General features: G+C 40.9%; 16 protein-coding genes. 6 read left to right on the plus strand and 10 right to left on the minus strand.

Annotated features, from left to right (window positions below; all coding sequences use genetic code 11):
• Position 1: 1 nt before the first annotated feature.
• Positions 2-880, minus strand: a complete 879-nt coding sequence (locus L0951_RS08745) for a tyrosine-type recombinase/integrase (RefSeq protein ID WP_234110983.1) — start codon at positions 878-880, stop codon at positions 2-4.
• Here L0951_RS08745 and L0951_RS13710 point away from each other — a divergent pair.
• On the plus strand, positions 830-961 hold the full coding sequence (locus L0951_RS13710) for a hypothetical protein (RefSeq protein WP_262908476.1): 132 nt from the start codon (positions 830-832) through the stop codon (positions 959-961). The two genes, L0951_RS08745 and L0951_RS13710, sit on opposite strands and share 51 nt — an antisense overlap.
• 96 nt (positions 962-1,057) lie before the next feature.
• Here L0951_RS13710 and L0951_RS08750 read toward each other — a convergent pair whose 3' ends face one another.
• From L0951_RS08750 to L0951_RS08760, 3 genes are all read right to left on the minus strand, one after another.
• Positions 1,058-1,675, minus strand: coding sequence for a type II TA system antitoxin MqsA family protein (locus L0951_RS08750; RefSeq protein WP_234110852.1), 618 nt, complete (start codon positions 1,673-1,675; stop codon positions 1,058-1,060).
• Positions 1,676-1,682: 7 nt separating this feature from the next.
• The gene (locus L0951_RS08755) at positions 1,683-1,979 is read right to left on the minus strand and encodes a hypothetical protein (protein ID WP_234110853.1); all 297 of its coding nucleotides are present in this window, start codon (positions 1,977-1,979) and stop codon (positions 1,683-1,685) included.
• A gap of 123 nt (positions 1,980-2,102) precedes the next feature.
• Positions 2,103-2,873 (minus strand): response regulator transcription factor, encoded by a 771-nt coding sequence (locus tag L0951_RS08760; RefSeq protein WP_234110854.1) that lies wholly within the window; start codon positions 2,871-2,873, stop codon positions 2,103-2,105.
• 432 nt (positions 2,874-3,305) lie between these two features.
• On the opposite strand from L0951_RS08760, the gene L0951_RS08765 reads away from it, so the two are divergent.
• Positions 3,306-4,106: a helix-turn-helix domain-containing protein gene (locus L0951_RS08765; protein ID WP_234110855.1), complete on the plus strand. Its 801-nt coding sequence runs from the start codon at positions 3,306-3,308 to the stop codon at positions 4,104-4,106.
• A 413-nt stretch (positions 4,107-4,519) separates the two neighbouring features.
• Complete coding sequence (locus L0951_RS08770) at positions 4,520-6,736, plus strand: NADP-dependent isocitrate dehydrogenase (RefSeq protein WP_234110856.1); 2,217 nt, start codon at positions 4,520-4,522, stop codon at positions 6,734-6,736.
• 43 nt (positions 6,737-6,779) lie between these two features.
• Here L0951_RS08770 and L0951_RS08775 read toward each other — a convergent pair whose 3' ends face one another.
• On the minus strand, positions 6,780-7,088 hold the full coding sequence (locus L0951_RS08775) for a hypothetical protein (protein ID WP_410686314.1): 309 nt from the start codon (positions 7,086-7,088) through the stop codon (positions 6,780-6,782).
• Between the two features lie 345 nt (positions 7,089-7,433).
• Between L0951_RS08775 and L0951_RS08780 the strand changes: the two genes are divergently transcribed.
• From L0951_RS08780 to L0951_RS08790, 3 genes are all read left to right on the plus strand, one after another.
• A complete protein-coding gene (locus L0951_RS08780) occupies positions 7,434-8,813 on the plus strand; it encodes a TrpB-like pyridoxal phosphate-dependent enzyme (RefSeq protein ID WP_234110858.1) in 1,380 nt (459 codons plus the stop codon).
• Between the two features lie 80 nt (positions 8,814-8,893).
• Complete coding sequence (locus L0951_RS08785; protein ID WP_234110859.1) at positions 8,894-9,718, plus strand: AraC family transcriptional regulator; 825 nt, start codon at positions 8,894-8,896, stop codon at positions 9,716-9,718.
• A 209-nt stretch (positions 9,719-9,927) separates the two neighbouring features.
• Complete coding sequence (locus L0951_RS08790; RefSeq protein ID WP_234110860.1) at positions 9,928-10,506, plus strand: DUF417 family protein; 579 nt, start codon at positions 9,928-9,930, stop codon at positions 10,504-10,506.
• 96 nt (positions 10,507-10,602) lie between these two features.
• Here L0951_RS08790 and L0951_RS08795 read toward each other — a convergent pair whose 3' ends face one another.
• The 5 genes from L0951_RS08795 to L0951_RS08815 form a co-directional block, all read right to left on the minus strand.
• Positions 10,603-11,700: a pseudouridine synthase gene (locus L0951_RS08795; protein ID WP_234110861.1), complete on the minus strand. Its 1,098-nt coding sequence runs from the start codon at positions 11,698-11,700 to the stop codon at positions 10,603-10,605.
• Positions 11,701-11,904: 204 nt separating this feature from the next.
• A complete protein-coding gene (locus L0951_RS08800; protein WP_234110862.1) occupies positions 11,905-12,831 on the minus strand; it encodes a UbiA family prenyltransferase in 927 nt (308 codons plus the stop codon).
• Between the two features lie 51 nt (positions 12,832-12,882).
• On the minus strand, positions 12,883-13,809 hold the full coding sequence (locus L0951_RS08805; RefSeq protein ID WP_234110863.1) for a mevalonate kinase: 927 nt from the start codon (positions 13,807-13,809) through the stop codon (positions 12,883-12,885).
• 153 nt (positions 13,810-13,962) lie between these two features.
• Positions 13,963-14,187, minus strand: coding sequence for a hypothetical protein (locus L0951_RS08810; RefSeq protein WP_234110864.1), 225 nt, complete (start codon positions 14,185-14,187; stop codon positions 13,963-13,965).
• A gap of 53 nt (positions 14,188-14,240) precedes the next feature.
• Positions 14,241-15,716, minus strand: coding sequence for an MFS transporter (locus L0951_RS08815; RefSeq protein WP_234110865.1), 1,476 nt, complete (start codon positions 15,714-15,716; stop codon positions 14,241-14,243).
• Positions 15,717-15,763 lie beyond the last annotated feature (47 nt).

Genomic DNA, 15,763 nt, shown 5'->3' on the forward strand with positions numbered 1-15,763 from the left:
CTTAGTTCGGGTTTCCATTTTTGCGGCATAAAGCAAACACGGTATCCAAAGGACTGTGCGGTTTCTGATCCGACAGCTGACAGACATGCAAATATTCCATGGTCGATTCAATTCTTTCATGACCCAGAAGTTTTTGTACCATGATGATCGGAATGCCGTCTTCCAGCAGATGTGTGGCGTAGCTGTGTCGCAAAGTATGGGTGTGAACGTCTTTGGTGATGCCGGCTTTTTTGGAAATGGTTTTGATGACCCACTGAACGCCGCGCTGGCTGTAGCGGGAATCGAAATCCGGTCTTCCAGCACCCGGCTGGTCAATTTCTTCAATATTCCTGTTTTGATTTCCGTTGAATAAATACTGAACCGGATTTTCAACTTTAATAAAGGTTTTTAAGCCTCTGATTAAATGCTCCGACAAAGGTACATAGCGGTCCTTGCTACCTTTACCCTGAACGATATGCAGCATCTTCCGGTCAAAATCCAGGTGCTGAAGTTTGATATTCCGGACTTCCATGCAGCGCAGTCCGCAGCCGTAGATCAGTCCGATGAGCAGTTTATGTTTCAGGAGTTCGGCGGTTTGAAGCATGCGCCAGATCTCTTCGCGGCTCAGGATCACAGGAAGTTTGTTCACTTTAGCAATGGAGGGAAGATGCAGAAAACTATAGGGCAGACCTTCTGTTTTCAGCAGAAAGCGGAGTCCGTAAACGGTATGTTTGAAGTACGACTGGGAAGGTGTTTTGGAACGCTGCTGGAGTTCAAAAAGGTAATCTTTGACCTGTTCGGGATCCAGTTCGGTGGGCAGCGTTTTGAAGTGCAGCGCCATGGCTGCGACATGCCGCGAGTAATTATCAAAGGTGCGTTTGCTTCTGCCCAGGATGGAAATATTTCTTTCAAAGCGTTGCAGGAGTTCGGCAAAACCGTTAACTTCGCTCGAAGCACGGTTGAGGAATTTGTTCGTTCTTAAATCCTCAGTAGATTTTTTTTTGTAGCCATAGTAATGTTTTGATTGTTAAAAAAAACAAAATTACTAAAACGGCGAATGGGAAAAGCTACCGGAGGTTTAGTTCAACAAATCTTTATTCATTGCTGTCTTTTGAGGCTCAATCTCTTTAGCAAAAAAAACAACCATATTAGCCAACTTTTCATAATCAGGTATTTTAAAACCTGAAAAACTATCCGGCTTGCTTTCTCCCATTAAATAATCCTCAAGAATATCCCAAGGGTCAAAAGACATTTCCTGCATGACCTTAGCATGAAGATTTAAATATTCTTTATCTTTGAACAAGTCTTTGTTTTCCTCCAGCATTTTCTTAAACACAAGCGGATCCAAAGCAAGATTTAAGGCCTTTGCATTCGACGAACTAGGTATTTCCCCATTTTCATACAATGTATATTGGTTGGGACCAAAACCAAAAAGATCGCTCATTTTGGCAGCAGAAATACCATATTTTGATCTTAAATTTCTAATCTCATCAGGAAAAGGAATATTATTCAATTCCCTGTACACATTTTGAATCTGCTTAAGATTCAACTCATCCAATTCGGTAGTGGTAAATTTCTCACCAGATTCTTCGCATAAAAAAGTTCGATGTACGTACTCGATTTGCTGTTTTTTGAAACTTACTGTTTGTATCTCACTGATAAGTTTCATTTCTTTTCCTGTAAAAGAACTTTTCATAATTTTCTCACTTAAATGGATAATTCATAGGATATTGTGAGGTATGGAAAGAGATACATATTACATTCAATTCTGTGATTGTAATTTTTATGTATATTTCCTTTGCATTGATTATTTTACCGAAAACCCACATCGGTTCAGTACCGTACTGATCATTTTCAAGTGGACCTTCAGAATAATCCTCCAAAACAATTTTTCCAAGATATTCTTCTCTTTGTTTTGGCGTAATCTCCAAATCCACCAAAGTTTGAGTGTTTACGTTTCTGCTGACAATAACTAAACTTTCGTTTTGTGTGAAAGACAAGAATTTACTGAATTTGGATGCGAGAAAAAAGCCTTTTGAATCCCGCAGGAAACTCCGGAACTGGAGTTGGACCAAAATACCAGAACCTTCAATTGATGGGTGGATTTCCCAATCGCGGACATTCTACAAATATCCGCCCTCAAAGGCTTTTCCTATGAGTTCCGAAGAGTTTCTGCATTTGGTTTTTTGAAGAATGTTTTTCCGGTGGGTTCGCACGGTATGGATAGAAATACAAAGCCTCTCCGAGATTTGCATGGTGTTGAAACCCTTGGCCAAAAGTGCGATGATTTCTGTTTCACGTCTGGAAAGCCCATGCGGTTTTGAATGAAGTTCTAAATTTGGAGGCCACTGCATCTTGTGAAAATCATTTCTTTCACCGATGCCGGAAACCACCACATGGTAATTATTTTTGGGAGCCAGGTGATGGATATGGGTATGAATGTTTACGGCTTCCAAAAACTCCCCTTCTTCCGACCTCACGGTCGGTATTGACTGGTGGTGAAACATCTCATAAGCTCCGGAAGCCATCCGCATGCGGAAACAGTAACTGGATTTCAGATGCATCATGTGCTCGAAGCCTATTTCCTTCATCTTTTCCACGGTCATCAGTTCTGCTTCCTGCACAAAATTTATATCGTCAGGATGCACCAGCTCGATGATATCGCCCAGATTCTGCGGCGGAGCTTCAAATCCGTGCATTTTTCCGAGGTTCGGGTGATGATTGCTAAGGCTGCTGTCGGGCAGGTGAATCGTATAATGATAGTATTCGCCCACAGAAAAAATCTCTGCCATGATTTTGTCGATGGAAGGCGACCGATAAACTTGGCTTTCGCTCTTCAAGAATCCCGGATGGGTATTCCAAACTTTAATGAGCAGGTGTTGATTTTTTGACATAAAATATGAACTTTGTATCGGTTTTTAACATGAATGGGGTAAAAGTAATAAATTTTTCTTAACAAATACCTCAAAAAGGGTATTGTATGGTAACAAAATTTTAACAAAATTTACAGCCTGGAATTAACAGGAATTGGTCCGGGTTTCTAATCCCATCAATCCCTGTCTGCCTAAAAACACAAATGATTAAAAAAAGCTCGTTCCAGGAGCACGTTGATGCAACTTGCAGTTTATACCCAATGCAGCTGCTGCACAACTTTAAGTTCTTACCTCAGGTTTCCAAACTGTGTTGCTCCCGGATGACATTTTAAGCAGCATAGTACACCATACCTCACCAAAACCTTTAAAAACATCATCGAAAACTGCGTGGAAAAAAGAACTTACTTTTAATTCTTTTTTGTAAATTAGGGTATTGAAAACCAGTCAACAAGAATGATAGCAGATTTTTACATCCCAAAAAATGAGATCCTGCAAAAATACATGAACGGATATTATTTCATTGCCAAGAAACGGGACTCGGAACCTACCAAATACCTGACCTTCCCCAACAACTGGAGCATCCACTCTGTGAAAGAAGACAGTGATGTGGAATACCTGAATCATAAGTTACACATCAAACCCTCCGCAGAAAAAAAGATTAATTCGCGGCTTGTATTCAGCTACAACGTGCCACTTGAAATTTCTTATGAGCAACTTGTGAATGAAGTCACGGTGGTCTTCAAGCCGCTGGGAATCCATTATTTTATTCCAAACCTGAACTTTTCGCAAATGGAAAACGGTGAGTTTTGGCCGCAGGAAAATTATGCCGATTTTATGAGGTCGGTTTTCGCCGAAACCAATCGGGAAAAACAAAGGGATATGATCGAAGAATACTGGATTTCACAATTTGCAGATCCTGATCTGGGAATGATCTGCACGATTCTAAATGATGTGGAAAGCACCATGAAAATTGAGGAAATCGCACATAAAAACCAAATTACCAGACGATATCTAAACAAACTTTTTCATAAATATATGGGAAAATCAACTTCTGAATACCGCAAAATTTGCCGATTCAGAAAAGCACTGCAGGAATACAAAAAGGCCAGAAACCTCACCGATCTTACCTACATCAACGCTTATCACGACCAATCGCACTTCATCAAGGATTTCAAAGCATTAACAAAAATCAATCCTGCCACTTTTTTCAAAAAAGTAGATACCGAACAGGAAACCATCTGGCTATTCAAATAACCTGATTTCCTGCGGAACTCCAGTGCTTATCTTCTGTGGTGATTTTTTTATTATTCTGTTTTTCACTCATCCAACCGCAATCTATTCCCGAGTTCCCATTTTTACAATTTTAGAAATAATGTATGTTCTAATTTTGCTTTGCTAAAAATTCAAAAAATCAACAGCAAATTGGGTAAAAAACTATTAACGAGCAACTAAAAAAACCAGTATCCACGAATACTCCAATTGAGAAGGGACCTCGCCACGGCGGGGTTTTTTTCTTTGCAAATGCTTTCCATTTTTCATGGGATCACCTTACCTCCCAAAAATCGAAAAATCATACCCCGAGACACTGAAATCAACTGTGCATTACCGTAAACACCTAAATTTTCACTAAATTTGTCAACCATAATTCTGAATAAAAAATCTCAATAATGTCACAGGCAAAAATTTACTACACATTGACGGACGAAGCGCCAATGCTTGCTACCCATTCGTTTTTACCCATCGTGAAAGCGTTTACCCATTCCGCAGATATCGAAATCCAGGTTCCGGATATTTCACTGGCGGGAAGGATTTTGGCGAACTTCCCTGAATATTTAAGCGATGACCAAAAAGTTCCGGATGCATTAACGGAATTGGGTGAACTGGCCACGAAACCTGAAGCAAACATCATCAAATTGCCGAATATTTCAGCTTCTGTACCACAATTGGAAGAAGCCATTGCCGAGTTGCAATCCAAAGGTTACGCATTGCCGGATTATCCGGCAGAACCAAAAAATGAGGAGGAAAAAGCGATCAACCAAAAATATTCAAAAGTTCTGGGAAGCGCAGTGAATCCAGTATTGAGAGAAGGAAACTCAGATCGGCGCGCCCCGAAATCCGTGAAAGATTACGCAAAAGCAAATCCACACAAAATGGGAATTTGGAACGCAGACTCCAAAACTTCAGTGGCGCACATGGATCACGGTGATTTTTATGGTACCGAAAATTCAATGACGGTGGAACATGAAGGTAAATTCCGGATCGTTTTCTATGGAAATGACGGTTCTGAAAAAGTTCTGAAAGATTATGCTCCTTTGAAAGCAGGGGAAATCATCGACTCATCGGTGATGAACATGAAAGCGCTGAAGTCATTTGTACAAAGTGCAATAAATGAGGCGAAAGAGAAAAACGTACTTCTTTCCGCCCATTTAAAAGCAACGATGATGAAGATTTCTGACCCGATTATTTTCGGTGCAGTGGTGGAAACTTATTTCAAAGACGTTTTTGAAAAATATAAAGATACCTTCAAGGAACTGGACATCAATCCCAACTTCGGATTGGCCACTCTTTACGAAAAAATTGCAGGAACACCGAAAGAGGCAGAAATCAAAGCCGACCTGGAGCGTGCAATGGAAAACGGACCCAGAATCGCGATGGTGAATTCTGACCAGGGAATTACTAATTTCCACGTTTCTTCTGATGTGATCGTGGATGCCTCCATGGCTGCGCTCGTTCGTGGTGGCGGCAAAATGTGGAACAAAGAAGGAAAAGAGGAAGACACGGTTTGCATCATTCCGGACCGAACATATGCCGGTTTCTATGAAGCCATCGTGGATGATATGAAAAAAAACGGCGCCATCGATCCAAGAACTTTCGGCTCGGTTCCGAACGTTGGTTTAATGGCTCAAAAAGCCGAAGAATACGGTTCTCACGACAAGACTTTCCAGGTTTCTGCAGAAGGAACCGTGAAAGTGGAGAACGAAAACGGAGCAACCCTGCTTCAACAAAAAGTAGAGCGGGACGATATTTTCAGAATGTGCCAAGTGAAAGACGCTCCGATTCAGGATTGGGTGAAACTCGCAGTAAACAGGGCAAAACTTTCAGATACACCGGCTATTTTCTGGTTGGATAAAGGTAGAGCACACGATGCGCAAATCATTAAGAAAGTTGAAAAATATCTGAAAGATTATGATTTGACCGGACTCGACATCAGAATTATGGACGTGAAAGACGCAATGCTCGAAACCCTGAAAAGAGCACGCGAAGGAAAAGACACGATTTCGGTTTCCGGAAATGTGTTGCGGGATTATTTGACCGACATGTTCCCGATTCTGGAACTGGGAACCTCCGCGAAAATGCTTTCCATCGTACCTTTGATGAATGGCGGCGGATTGTTTGAAACCGGCGCGGGTGGTTCCGCACCGAAACATATCGAGCAATTCATCCATGAAGGATATCTGAGATGGGATTCCTTAGGTGAATTCCTTGCTTTGCAGGCCAGTTTGGAGCATTTGGCTCAAACGCAGCATAATCCAAAAGCGAAAGTGCTTTCCGATGCTTTGGACGAGGCGAATGCGAAATTCTTAGCGACTGACAAATCTCCGGCAAGAAAAGTGGGCGGCATCGACAACCGAGGTTCGCACTTCTATTTGGCGATGTATTGGGCAGATGCTTTGGCCAAGCAAACTGCAGATGCTGAAATTGCAGAAAAATTCAAACCCATCGCAGCAGCAATGCAGGAAAACGAAGAAAAAATCAATTCCGAGTTAATCGGTGCACAGGGAAAACCACAGGATATCGGCGGATATTACAAACCGGATTCCAACAAAACCTATGCAGCGATGCGCCCAAGTATTACTCTGGATACGATTATTAACGGGATTTAAAAATTACCCTAAATCCCTCTCCGATATATAAAATTTTACCGCTTCAATGCATTTTGAAGCGGTTTTTTTTGGCAGATTGATTTTCGGGCTCTTCCAGGTTCTCATGATTTTCACCACCCAAACTCCAGTAATTGTTTTCCTCATCCTCCTCACCAATCTGTTCCTGTTCATCGTCTAATTCGGAACCGGGAACATCCAATCCATCATCCAAATTTTTGGTAACTGGTGTTTCTGCGGTTTCCGGAACGCCGTCTCCATCGATGGAAACACGTTCTTCCTGGCTGAAAATATCTTCACCGGGAGGATAATTCATATTCTCGAGTTGTCTTTCCTGGGATTTATTTTTTTCCACTACCATCACATTAATTTTGATAAGAAACCATCAAAAAACATTCCTTTCATTCTGTCCATATCAAAAATAATTTCATCAAAATAAATTTGCCAATCAAAAATAATTTCTATTTTTGCAGAACAATCAAGCAATTCATGAAGCAATTCTCAAATAACAACTGGTGGTGGCAATCGTTTTCTACAGGCGATTTGCACCCTTATTGTATGATCTGATGAATTGAACTTTTAAAAGAATATTACAATATTTTGTACCAACCGTCTGTATTTGCAGGCGGTTTTTTTGTGTCTTTTCCGCAAATAAAATTTCAATAAATATAATTCCTTAACCATTAAAATCATTAAAAAAATGAAGATTAAAAAATTCATCCTTGAAGAAAAGGACCTCCCGAAATTCTGGTATAACATTGTGGCAGATATGGAAAACAAACCCCTTCCGCCACTTCATCCCGGAACCAAAGAACCCATCAGTCCAGAAATGCTTTCGCCACTTTTCCCCGATGAACTCATCAAACAGGAAGTTTCGCATGAACGATTCATTGAGATTCCGGAAGAAGTTCAGGAAAAGTACAAAATCTACCGTCCATCCCCTTTGATCAGGGCATTTGAACTGGAAAAGGCACTCGGAACAGACTGCAAAATCTACTACAAATACGAAGGCGGAAGTCCGAGCGGATCCCACAAACCCAACACCGCAATTCCTCAGGCGTATTATAACGCGAAAGCCGGGGTAAAGAAAATCACCACAGAAACAGGAGCCGGACAATGGGGAACGGCACTGAGTTTTGCGTGTGCACAATACGGAATCGAGTGCGATGTGTATATGGTGAAATCCAGTTTCAACCAGAAACCTTACCGCAAAATCATGATGAATACTTTTGGTGCGAATGTGTACCCATCACCGAGTGACAGAACTCAGGCGGGGAGAAATTTTCTCGCAGAAAATCCTGACAGCAACGGAAGTTTGGGAATGGCAATTTCTGAAGCGGTGGAAATGGCGGTGCAGGAGGAGAACACCAAATACTCTTTAGGATCCGTATTAAATCACGTTCTGCTCCATCAAACCATTATCGGCGAAGAAGCACTAAAGCAGTTTGAAATCGCGGAAGATTACCCAGATGTAATTGTTGCGCCTTTAGGAGGTGGTTCCAATTTCGCGGGAATTTCTTTTCCGTTCTTAAGGGAAAAACTTCAGGGAAGGAAGGAAGTGAGATGCGTTGCAGTGGAACCGAGTTCGTGCCCGAAACTGACGAAAGGGAAATTCATGTATGATTTCGGCGATACGCAAGGTTATACGCCGCTTTTACCGATGTTCACTTTAGGACATCATTTCGAACCGGCATCGATTCACGCAGGTGGATTGCGCTATCACGGCGCAAGTGTTTTGTGTTCGCGACTTTTGAAGGATGGAATTATTGAAGCGAGTGCGATTCCGCAAATCGAGTGTTTTGAGGCAGGAAGCCTGTTTGCAAAATACGAAGGAATTATTCCCGCTCCGGAAAGCAATCACGCCATAGCACAGGTTTTGCGGGAAGTGGAACTGGCAAAAAAGGAAGGAAAATCAAAAACCATTCTTTTTAATTTAAGCGGACATGGTTTTGTGGACATGATGGCTTATTCCGATTTCCAGAATGGGAATCTGGCAGAACATCAGCTGAGTTCAGAGGAAATAGAAGAAAGTATTTCCAAGATATCGGTATTGCAACCGGATGTTGCAGAGCTTGCATGAATGCGAGAGAAGTTTAATGATACTTCCCGAATCAGAGATGCTGAAATTCGGGAAGTTTTATTTATTTTAAATTTGTGGATATGAAAACGCTTTTTTCTCTCAGCCAACAAGAATCAATTGATTTTCAAAACGATTTCAGCGATGAGTTTTACCACATTTTTCTCTTTGAAGGAAAAGGAAAAATAAAAGTTGATTTTGTGGAATTTGCATTTGAAGGTAAAACGGTTTTCTTCACGTCCCCTTTTCAAAACATCCAGATTCTGCCGGATCATCATATTTCCATTCAGAACTTAAGTTTCCATGGCGACTTTTACTGCATCGAATACCATAAAAAGGAAGTTGCCTGTAACGGACTTCTTTTCAACAACATCTACCATTTCCCGCACCTTAATTTAAACACAAAAACGTATGATGAAATTTCGGAATATTTTTCCAAAATTAAAGAAACAGATCCTGCGGAAGAATTTTCGGGCGCCGTATTGAGATCATACCTCCAACTGATTTTAGCGATTTCGAGCAAAGAGAAAAGCAAATTATTGCCTAAAACCAATCTGGTTCAGCAGGATTTGGCTCAACTGAAAACCTTTCAAAGTTTAGTAGAAACGTATTACAGCAGAGAAAAAAGCCCAGCCTTTTATGCCGGTTTGCTTCATATTTCACCAAATACATTAAGCAAGAAAATAAAAGCGGAATTCCATAAAACTCCATCGCAAATCATTCAGGAACGGGTCATTCTGGAAGCAAAAAAACAGATTCATCTGACCAGAAAATCCATTAAGGAAATCGCAGCAGAACTCCATTTTGAAGATGAATTCTATTTCAGCAAATACTTTAAAAAATACACGGGAATTTCGCCAACCAAATTTCGCGAAGAGGGCGGAATTTCAATTGTTGCGGATCTTTGATGTTTTTTCCGAGATTACAATAAACATTTATCCATAAATCTGAACCCAGCTAAAAAATCCATTTCTGTCTATGAAACAGGAAGTTTTTTCCATTCTATTTGAGGCTGAACCGCATTACTTTTGCAAAGCAGTTTGAAGGAAAATCCAAAAAGTAAAAAAACTGCTTCCATTTGCAGAACAATTTTTTGCTGCAATGTTTTTTAAGTATTATGGAAAAAATCATTGATCTTTTAGCAGGTTTACAGAGACCATTCATCAATTTTTTAAGAATCGGAATATTCATCGTCATGGCGTGGATCGGCGGTTTAAAAGCCTTTCAATACGAAGCGGACGGCATTATTCCGTTTGTGGCCAACTCGCCGTTCATGAGCTTCATGCTCAAGAGTAAGGTAAGCGATGTAGACAATTACAAACTGCACAAAAACAAGGAAGGTGAAGTGATTCCCGAAAATATCCAATGGCATAAAGCCAACGGAACTTACGTTTTCTCTTATGGTTTGGGCACCGTGATTGTGGTTTTGGGAATTTTGGTTCTGCTCGGAATCTGGTTTCCGAAAATCGGTATATGGGGTGGAATTTTAACTTTTGGAATGTCCATCGTTACGCTGAGTTTCCTGATTACCACTCCGGAAACCTGGGTCCCGAATTTGGGTGGTCCTGATTTCGGATTCCCGTACTTATCGGCAGCAGGAAGACTGGTTGTGAAGGATGTGATTATGATGGGAGCAGGTCTTGTAGTGGCATCGGAATCAGCAAAAAGAATAAAGTTCAGAAGAGAAGTGGCTTAATAAGTGATTTCAAATTTTTCATAGTTTAGTTTTTTAGTATTAATTGAAATTTCCCGCTGCACAGGCGGGAAATTTTGTTTTTAAACTCAGCGATTTTTAGAGCATCTTCAAATTGTTCACTTCCAATTCGGTCAGAATTCTCCAATAGCCACGTTTTACGTTCTTTTTGGTCAATCCCGCGAACATCACCCGATCGAGCGCTTCCACTTCATAACCCAACTTCTGGAAAATTCTTCTCACCACACGATTCCAACCGATGTGGATTTCGATGCCCACTTCATTCTTAGGTTTCCCGTCGATATAGGAGATATGATCCACTTCGGCAACTCCCTCTTCAAGTCGGATACCTTCTGCAATAGCGTTGAGATCGGCTCTGTCGAGTTTTCTATCCAAAGTGACATGGTAGATTTTCTTCATATTAAACGATGGATGCGTCAACTTTTTGGTCAAATGTCCATCGTTGGTCAAAAGGATGACACCGGTGGTGGTTCTATCTAGTCTTCCCACTGGAAAAAGTCTGTATGGTGAAGCGTTTGCCACCAAGTCCATCACTGTTTTTCTGGCTTTTTCATCTTTCGTGGTAGAAATATAACCTTTCGGCTTATTCAGCAAAACGTAAACCGGTTTTTCGGGGGTAATTCCCTGTCCGTCAAAAACCACTTTATCTGTTTTCTGAACCTGGTACCCCATTTCGGTGATCACTACTCCATTCACCTGGACCAATCCCTGGGTGATTAACTCATCGGCTTCTCTTCTGGAACAGATTCCGGAATTGGCGATGTACTTGTTCAGACGAATCGTGTCTTTGTGCAAATCCTTGTCAATCTTATTCAGTTTTCTCCTTTGAACAAAAGATTTTGCGCGGTCCTCGTTTTTATCGTCAAATTTATTGAATGGTTTTTTCGGCCCGAATTTTCGGTCGCCTTTTTCGTATTTATCCCGGGTATCAAAAGATTTGCCGGTTCTTTTCCCGGCTGGTTTTCTTGCCGTTCTTTCAATTGATCTCTCGAAAGTCTTTGCTTCAGATTGGGACAACAGTCTTGGTTCTCTTTTGGATTTGGATGGCTTGGTTTCCTCTGAATCTTCAGATTTTTTTGGTCGAGAGGAAGCAGTTCGCGAACTTCCACCGGTTGGTCTTGCTGGTCTGGAAGAAGTTATTCTCGGTCTTTTAGGTTTTTCTTGGTCTCGGCTCATTTTCTGAAAATTTTTTGCAAAGATAGGGTTTTAGGAATTGCGAAGTACGAAATTGGAAACAGGTAATTTGACGTACGCATTGAAAATACCTGAAAGATGTTTTTCCAAAGAGTTCACCCGCCATTCAAAATTTAGCTCTTTCATTAATCATAGGTATTTCCCATCTTCCTTTCGGAAGTCAGATCTCGTAATTCCGTCCGATAGTTATCGGGATCGCAATTCGTAATTCGTATTTCTTAATTCATATTTCTGTTGGATTCCATCTGCTAACATCGCAAAAATTCCTACCAGCATCCAGATCCGCAAAATATTCAGATTAAAGAATTTGGAATATTTCGTTTGATGGAGAATCAGATACACTGAAAGAATCTGCACGAAAATACTGGCGGCAAAATAATAACTCAGGATACTGTGCAAACCCTTTTCGGTAACGATTAACGCCGAAATTATCTGCGCCAAAATGAGCAGCGAGATCACCATCAACCGAGTTACTTTCCTGCTAAAGAAATTGGGGATTGTGGTATAACCGAAGACCCTATCTACATTTTTTGTCAAAGTATCTTTGATGATGTCGATGATTAAAAGCATCAGAAACAGAAAAACTGCCATCAGAAAGACTTTCATGGAAAAAGTCTGGTAATAGACCAACATTCCGAAAAAAGGATAAAGCGTTAAACTCACAAAAGTGAAATTGTTTACCATCAAAATCTTACTCAGCTTATGGCTGTAAAACCACATCACAAACTGGTAGATCAGGAAAAAGAAGAAAACCCGGGTCGAAATCAAAAATGCTATAGTGAGTGAAACCGTATTCAGCAGCAGATAGGCGTAGAGGAAATATTTCTGCTGCAGGAAGGTTTGAAGTCTTGTTCGGAACGGTTTGGTGATCCGGTCTTTTTCCCTGTCGTAAAACTGGTTGATAATTCCGCCCGCCAAAATGCTAAGCACCGCACAAAAAATAATTCCATGAACCCGGAAATCAAACACAAAATTCCGGAGACTTTCCTCCTGGTTAAAAAGGAAAAACGTGGAAACATACAGCGCGAAAGTGAGCAGAACCGCCACAAAAACTCTGGCTCCCAACAGGAAACCAACAAATTGCGAAATTCTGTAAACCATGGGATTTTTCATTTTTAAGCCGAACAAATTAAATAATGAATAAAGTTGATTCGACTTAAATTGTTAGAATCGGTAAATCACTTCCTTGTTGAAACCTTCCAGCATTTTTTCGGCTTTCTGGTAATCTCTGGTGAAGCCCAAAATATAACCGCCGCCGCCGCTTCCGCAGAGTTTAAGGTAATAGGCGTTCGTATCGAGGCCATCTTTCCATATATTGACGATGCTTTCCGGGATCATCGGCTTGAAATGTTCGTATGCCCAAACCGAAAGGTTTTTCAGGTTTCTGAACAGCGGATTCATTTCTTTTTTCAGGAATGCGTCGATGCATGCGTTGTTATAACGGATGAATTCTTCTTTCAAGGTTTTTCTGAATCCTTCGGTCTTCATTTTTTCAAAGAAAATCTGCACCATGGGTCCGGTTTCACCAGTCATTCCGGAGTCGATCAAGAATATCGCGCCTTTTCCCTCCGCACTTGCCGGGATGGAAACTTTGTCCACATTCTCTTTATTTTCAATAAGAATCGGAAGGTTCATATAACAGATCAACGGATCAATTCCGGAACTTTTTCCATGGAAGAAGCTTTCCATCTCGCCGAAAACTTTTTTCAAATCTTTCAGCTCGTCTTTGGAAATGGTTTCCGGTTGAAGCTTGTTCACCGAATATTTCTCGAAAATGGCTGCCACCAAAGCACCGGAACTTCCAACTCCATAACCTTGCGGAATATTGGAATCGAAGAAAAGACCATTATTGATATCATTTTGGAACGCAGAAATATGGAGTTTGAATTTTTCGGTAAGTTCAAGATTTTTCAGATAATCCGCATATTTCTGCAAAGATGAGTTCGACTTCTTCTCGAAATCATTCGCCAAATCCGAAAACTTCAGCGTGCCTTTGTAGTAACTGTAAGGCAAGGTCAAACCCTGGGAATCTTCGATGATTCCGTATTCGCCGAACAGCAGGATTTTAGCGTAAAACAAAGGATTGGTCATATTTCGATTAACCTCTTGATTTTATGGGGCAAAGATACGGAAAAATTTGTTTGAACTAAGTTTCCGTATTCCGGAAAATCAATTACATCTTCAATATCTCTTTCCATTTATAAAACCCATACATTTTGATTTCATTTTTATGAAACATGAAAATTATTCGATAACCTTTCTATGGAAATTCCCGCCAAATTTCATGATGGATTCTGCTGAAATACCGTAATTCCCATATCCGCCATTCAGTTCTAACATTTTCCCGGAAAATTTCGCCCATGATTCAGATTTTCCCAATCGCATGTTCAGATGGGGAAAAAAGAGTCCTAAAATATCCGTCAATTTTTCCTTGAGGGACGAATCAGACGGGATGATTAAGGTTTCCATCAATTGGAATTCAGAACCAATTTAAAAAATAAATAAGGATCATTCTTAAATTCCTAATCCACCTCCTTCTCCTTGACCACTTTCAACTTGACAAACCGGATCAAAAGCAGTCCCACAAAGAAAAACACCGACATTGATAATGCTGAGTAACGCATATTGTGGTATTTCTCAATCATGGTGGCAAAGATGAAAGTTCCCAAGATAATGGCAATTTTTTCGAGGACGTCGTAGAAACTGAAGTACGTAGTATTGTCCATTCCGTCTTCAGGAAGCAGTTTGGAATAGGTGGAACGCGACATTGCCTGCAAGCCGCCCATCACCAAACCGATGATCCCGGCTATTCCGTAAAACTGGTACTCCACGTTCGGGTTTTCTTTCTTGAGATAATACGCAGACAAACACGCTACAATCCAAAGGATAACCGCGATTGAAATCACATTTTTGTTGCCGATCTTTCGGGAAAGCCTGGAGAAAATCACCGCACCTACAATTGCAATGATCTGGATGATTAAAAGTGTCATAATCAGTTTTTCCTGCGCCATATTGATCTCACTTTTCCCGAAAAGCGTCGCCATAAGGAAAATCGTCTGCATTCCCACACTGTAAAAGAAGAAACTGGAAAGGAAGAATTTCAGGTTTCTGTCTTTGAACAATTTATTTCCAACCTTGAACAATTCGCGGAAACTTTGCCTGGTAATGTCAATATAGAAAGCGACATTATCTTTCAACACTTCCCAGAATCCACCCTGTTCTTCATGTTTTTTGAAAATATTTTTATAGTTCAGCAAGACCAAGTCTTTCGGAAGCTGGTCCTTCACATTCCCGAATTGCGGCAAATGTTTGAATGTATATTGCGAAAAACCAAACCACCATGCCCCTGTCAACAGGAAAGAAATTCGGGTATAGATTTTTGCCTGTTCCGCATCTTTCGCCAGGACCTGGATCATGACCAGACATATAATCACCAAAATCACCGAACCGATATACCCGTAAACATAACCTTTTGCGGAAAGTGCATCCTGCTTGTCCGGTGTCGCAATGTCAGGTAAGAACGAGTTGTAAAACACCAAACTCCCCCAAAATCCCACACTTGCCGTAATACTGAACAACAATCCCAGGAAAACGTTCTGCATGCCCGTAAACATCGCTAATCCCATACAGGAAGTCGCGCCAAGATAGCAGAAAAACTGCAGAAAAGATTTCTTGTTCCCAATTGTATCTGCCAAAGATGACAAAATCGGTGACAATACCACCACAATCAGAAAAGAAATGGTGAGTGAATAGCCATAAACCGCATCCGGTTGATATTCCGTGCCAAAAATATTGATGGTGTAGCGTTCCGGAACCTTGATCCATTTTCCGGTTTCCTGCACGAATTCACTCTTCTCCCGAATGGTGGTGAGAATCGAGAAATAGATCGGGAAAATCGTGGAAGTGATTACTAATGAATAAACGGAATTTGCCCAATCATAAAGCGCCCACGCTTTCATTATTCTGGGGTTGTTCTTAATCGATGTTTCGGGTTTCATAATTCTGGTTTCAGGTTTCTGGTTTCAAGTTTCAAGTTGAGTCCAGC

Source organism: Chryseobacterium sp. R2A-55, assembly GCF_021401085.1.
Lineage (GTDB): Bacteria > Bacteroidota > Bacteroidia > Flavobacteriales > Weeksellaceae > Kaistella.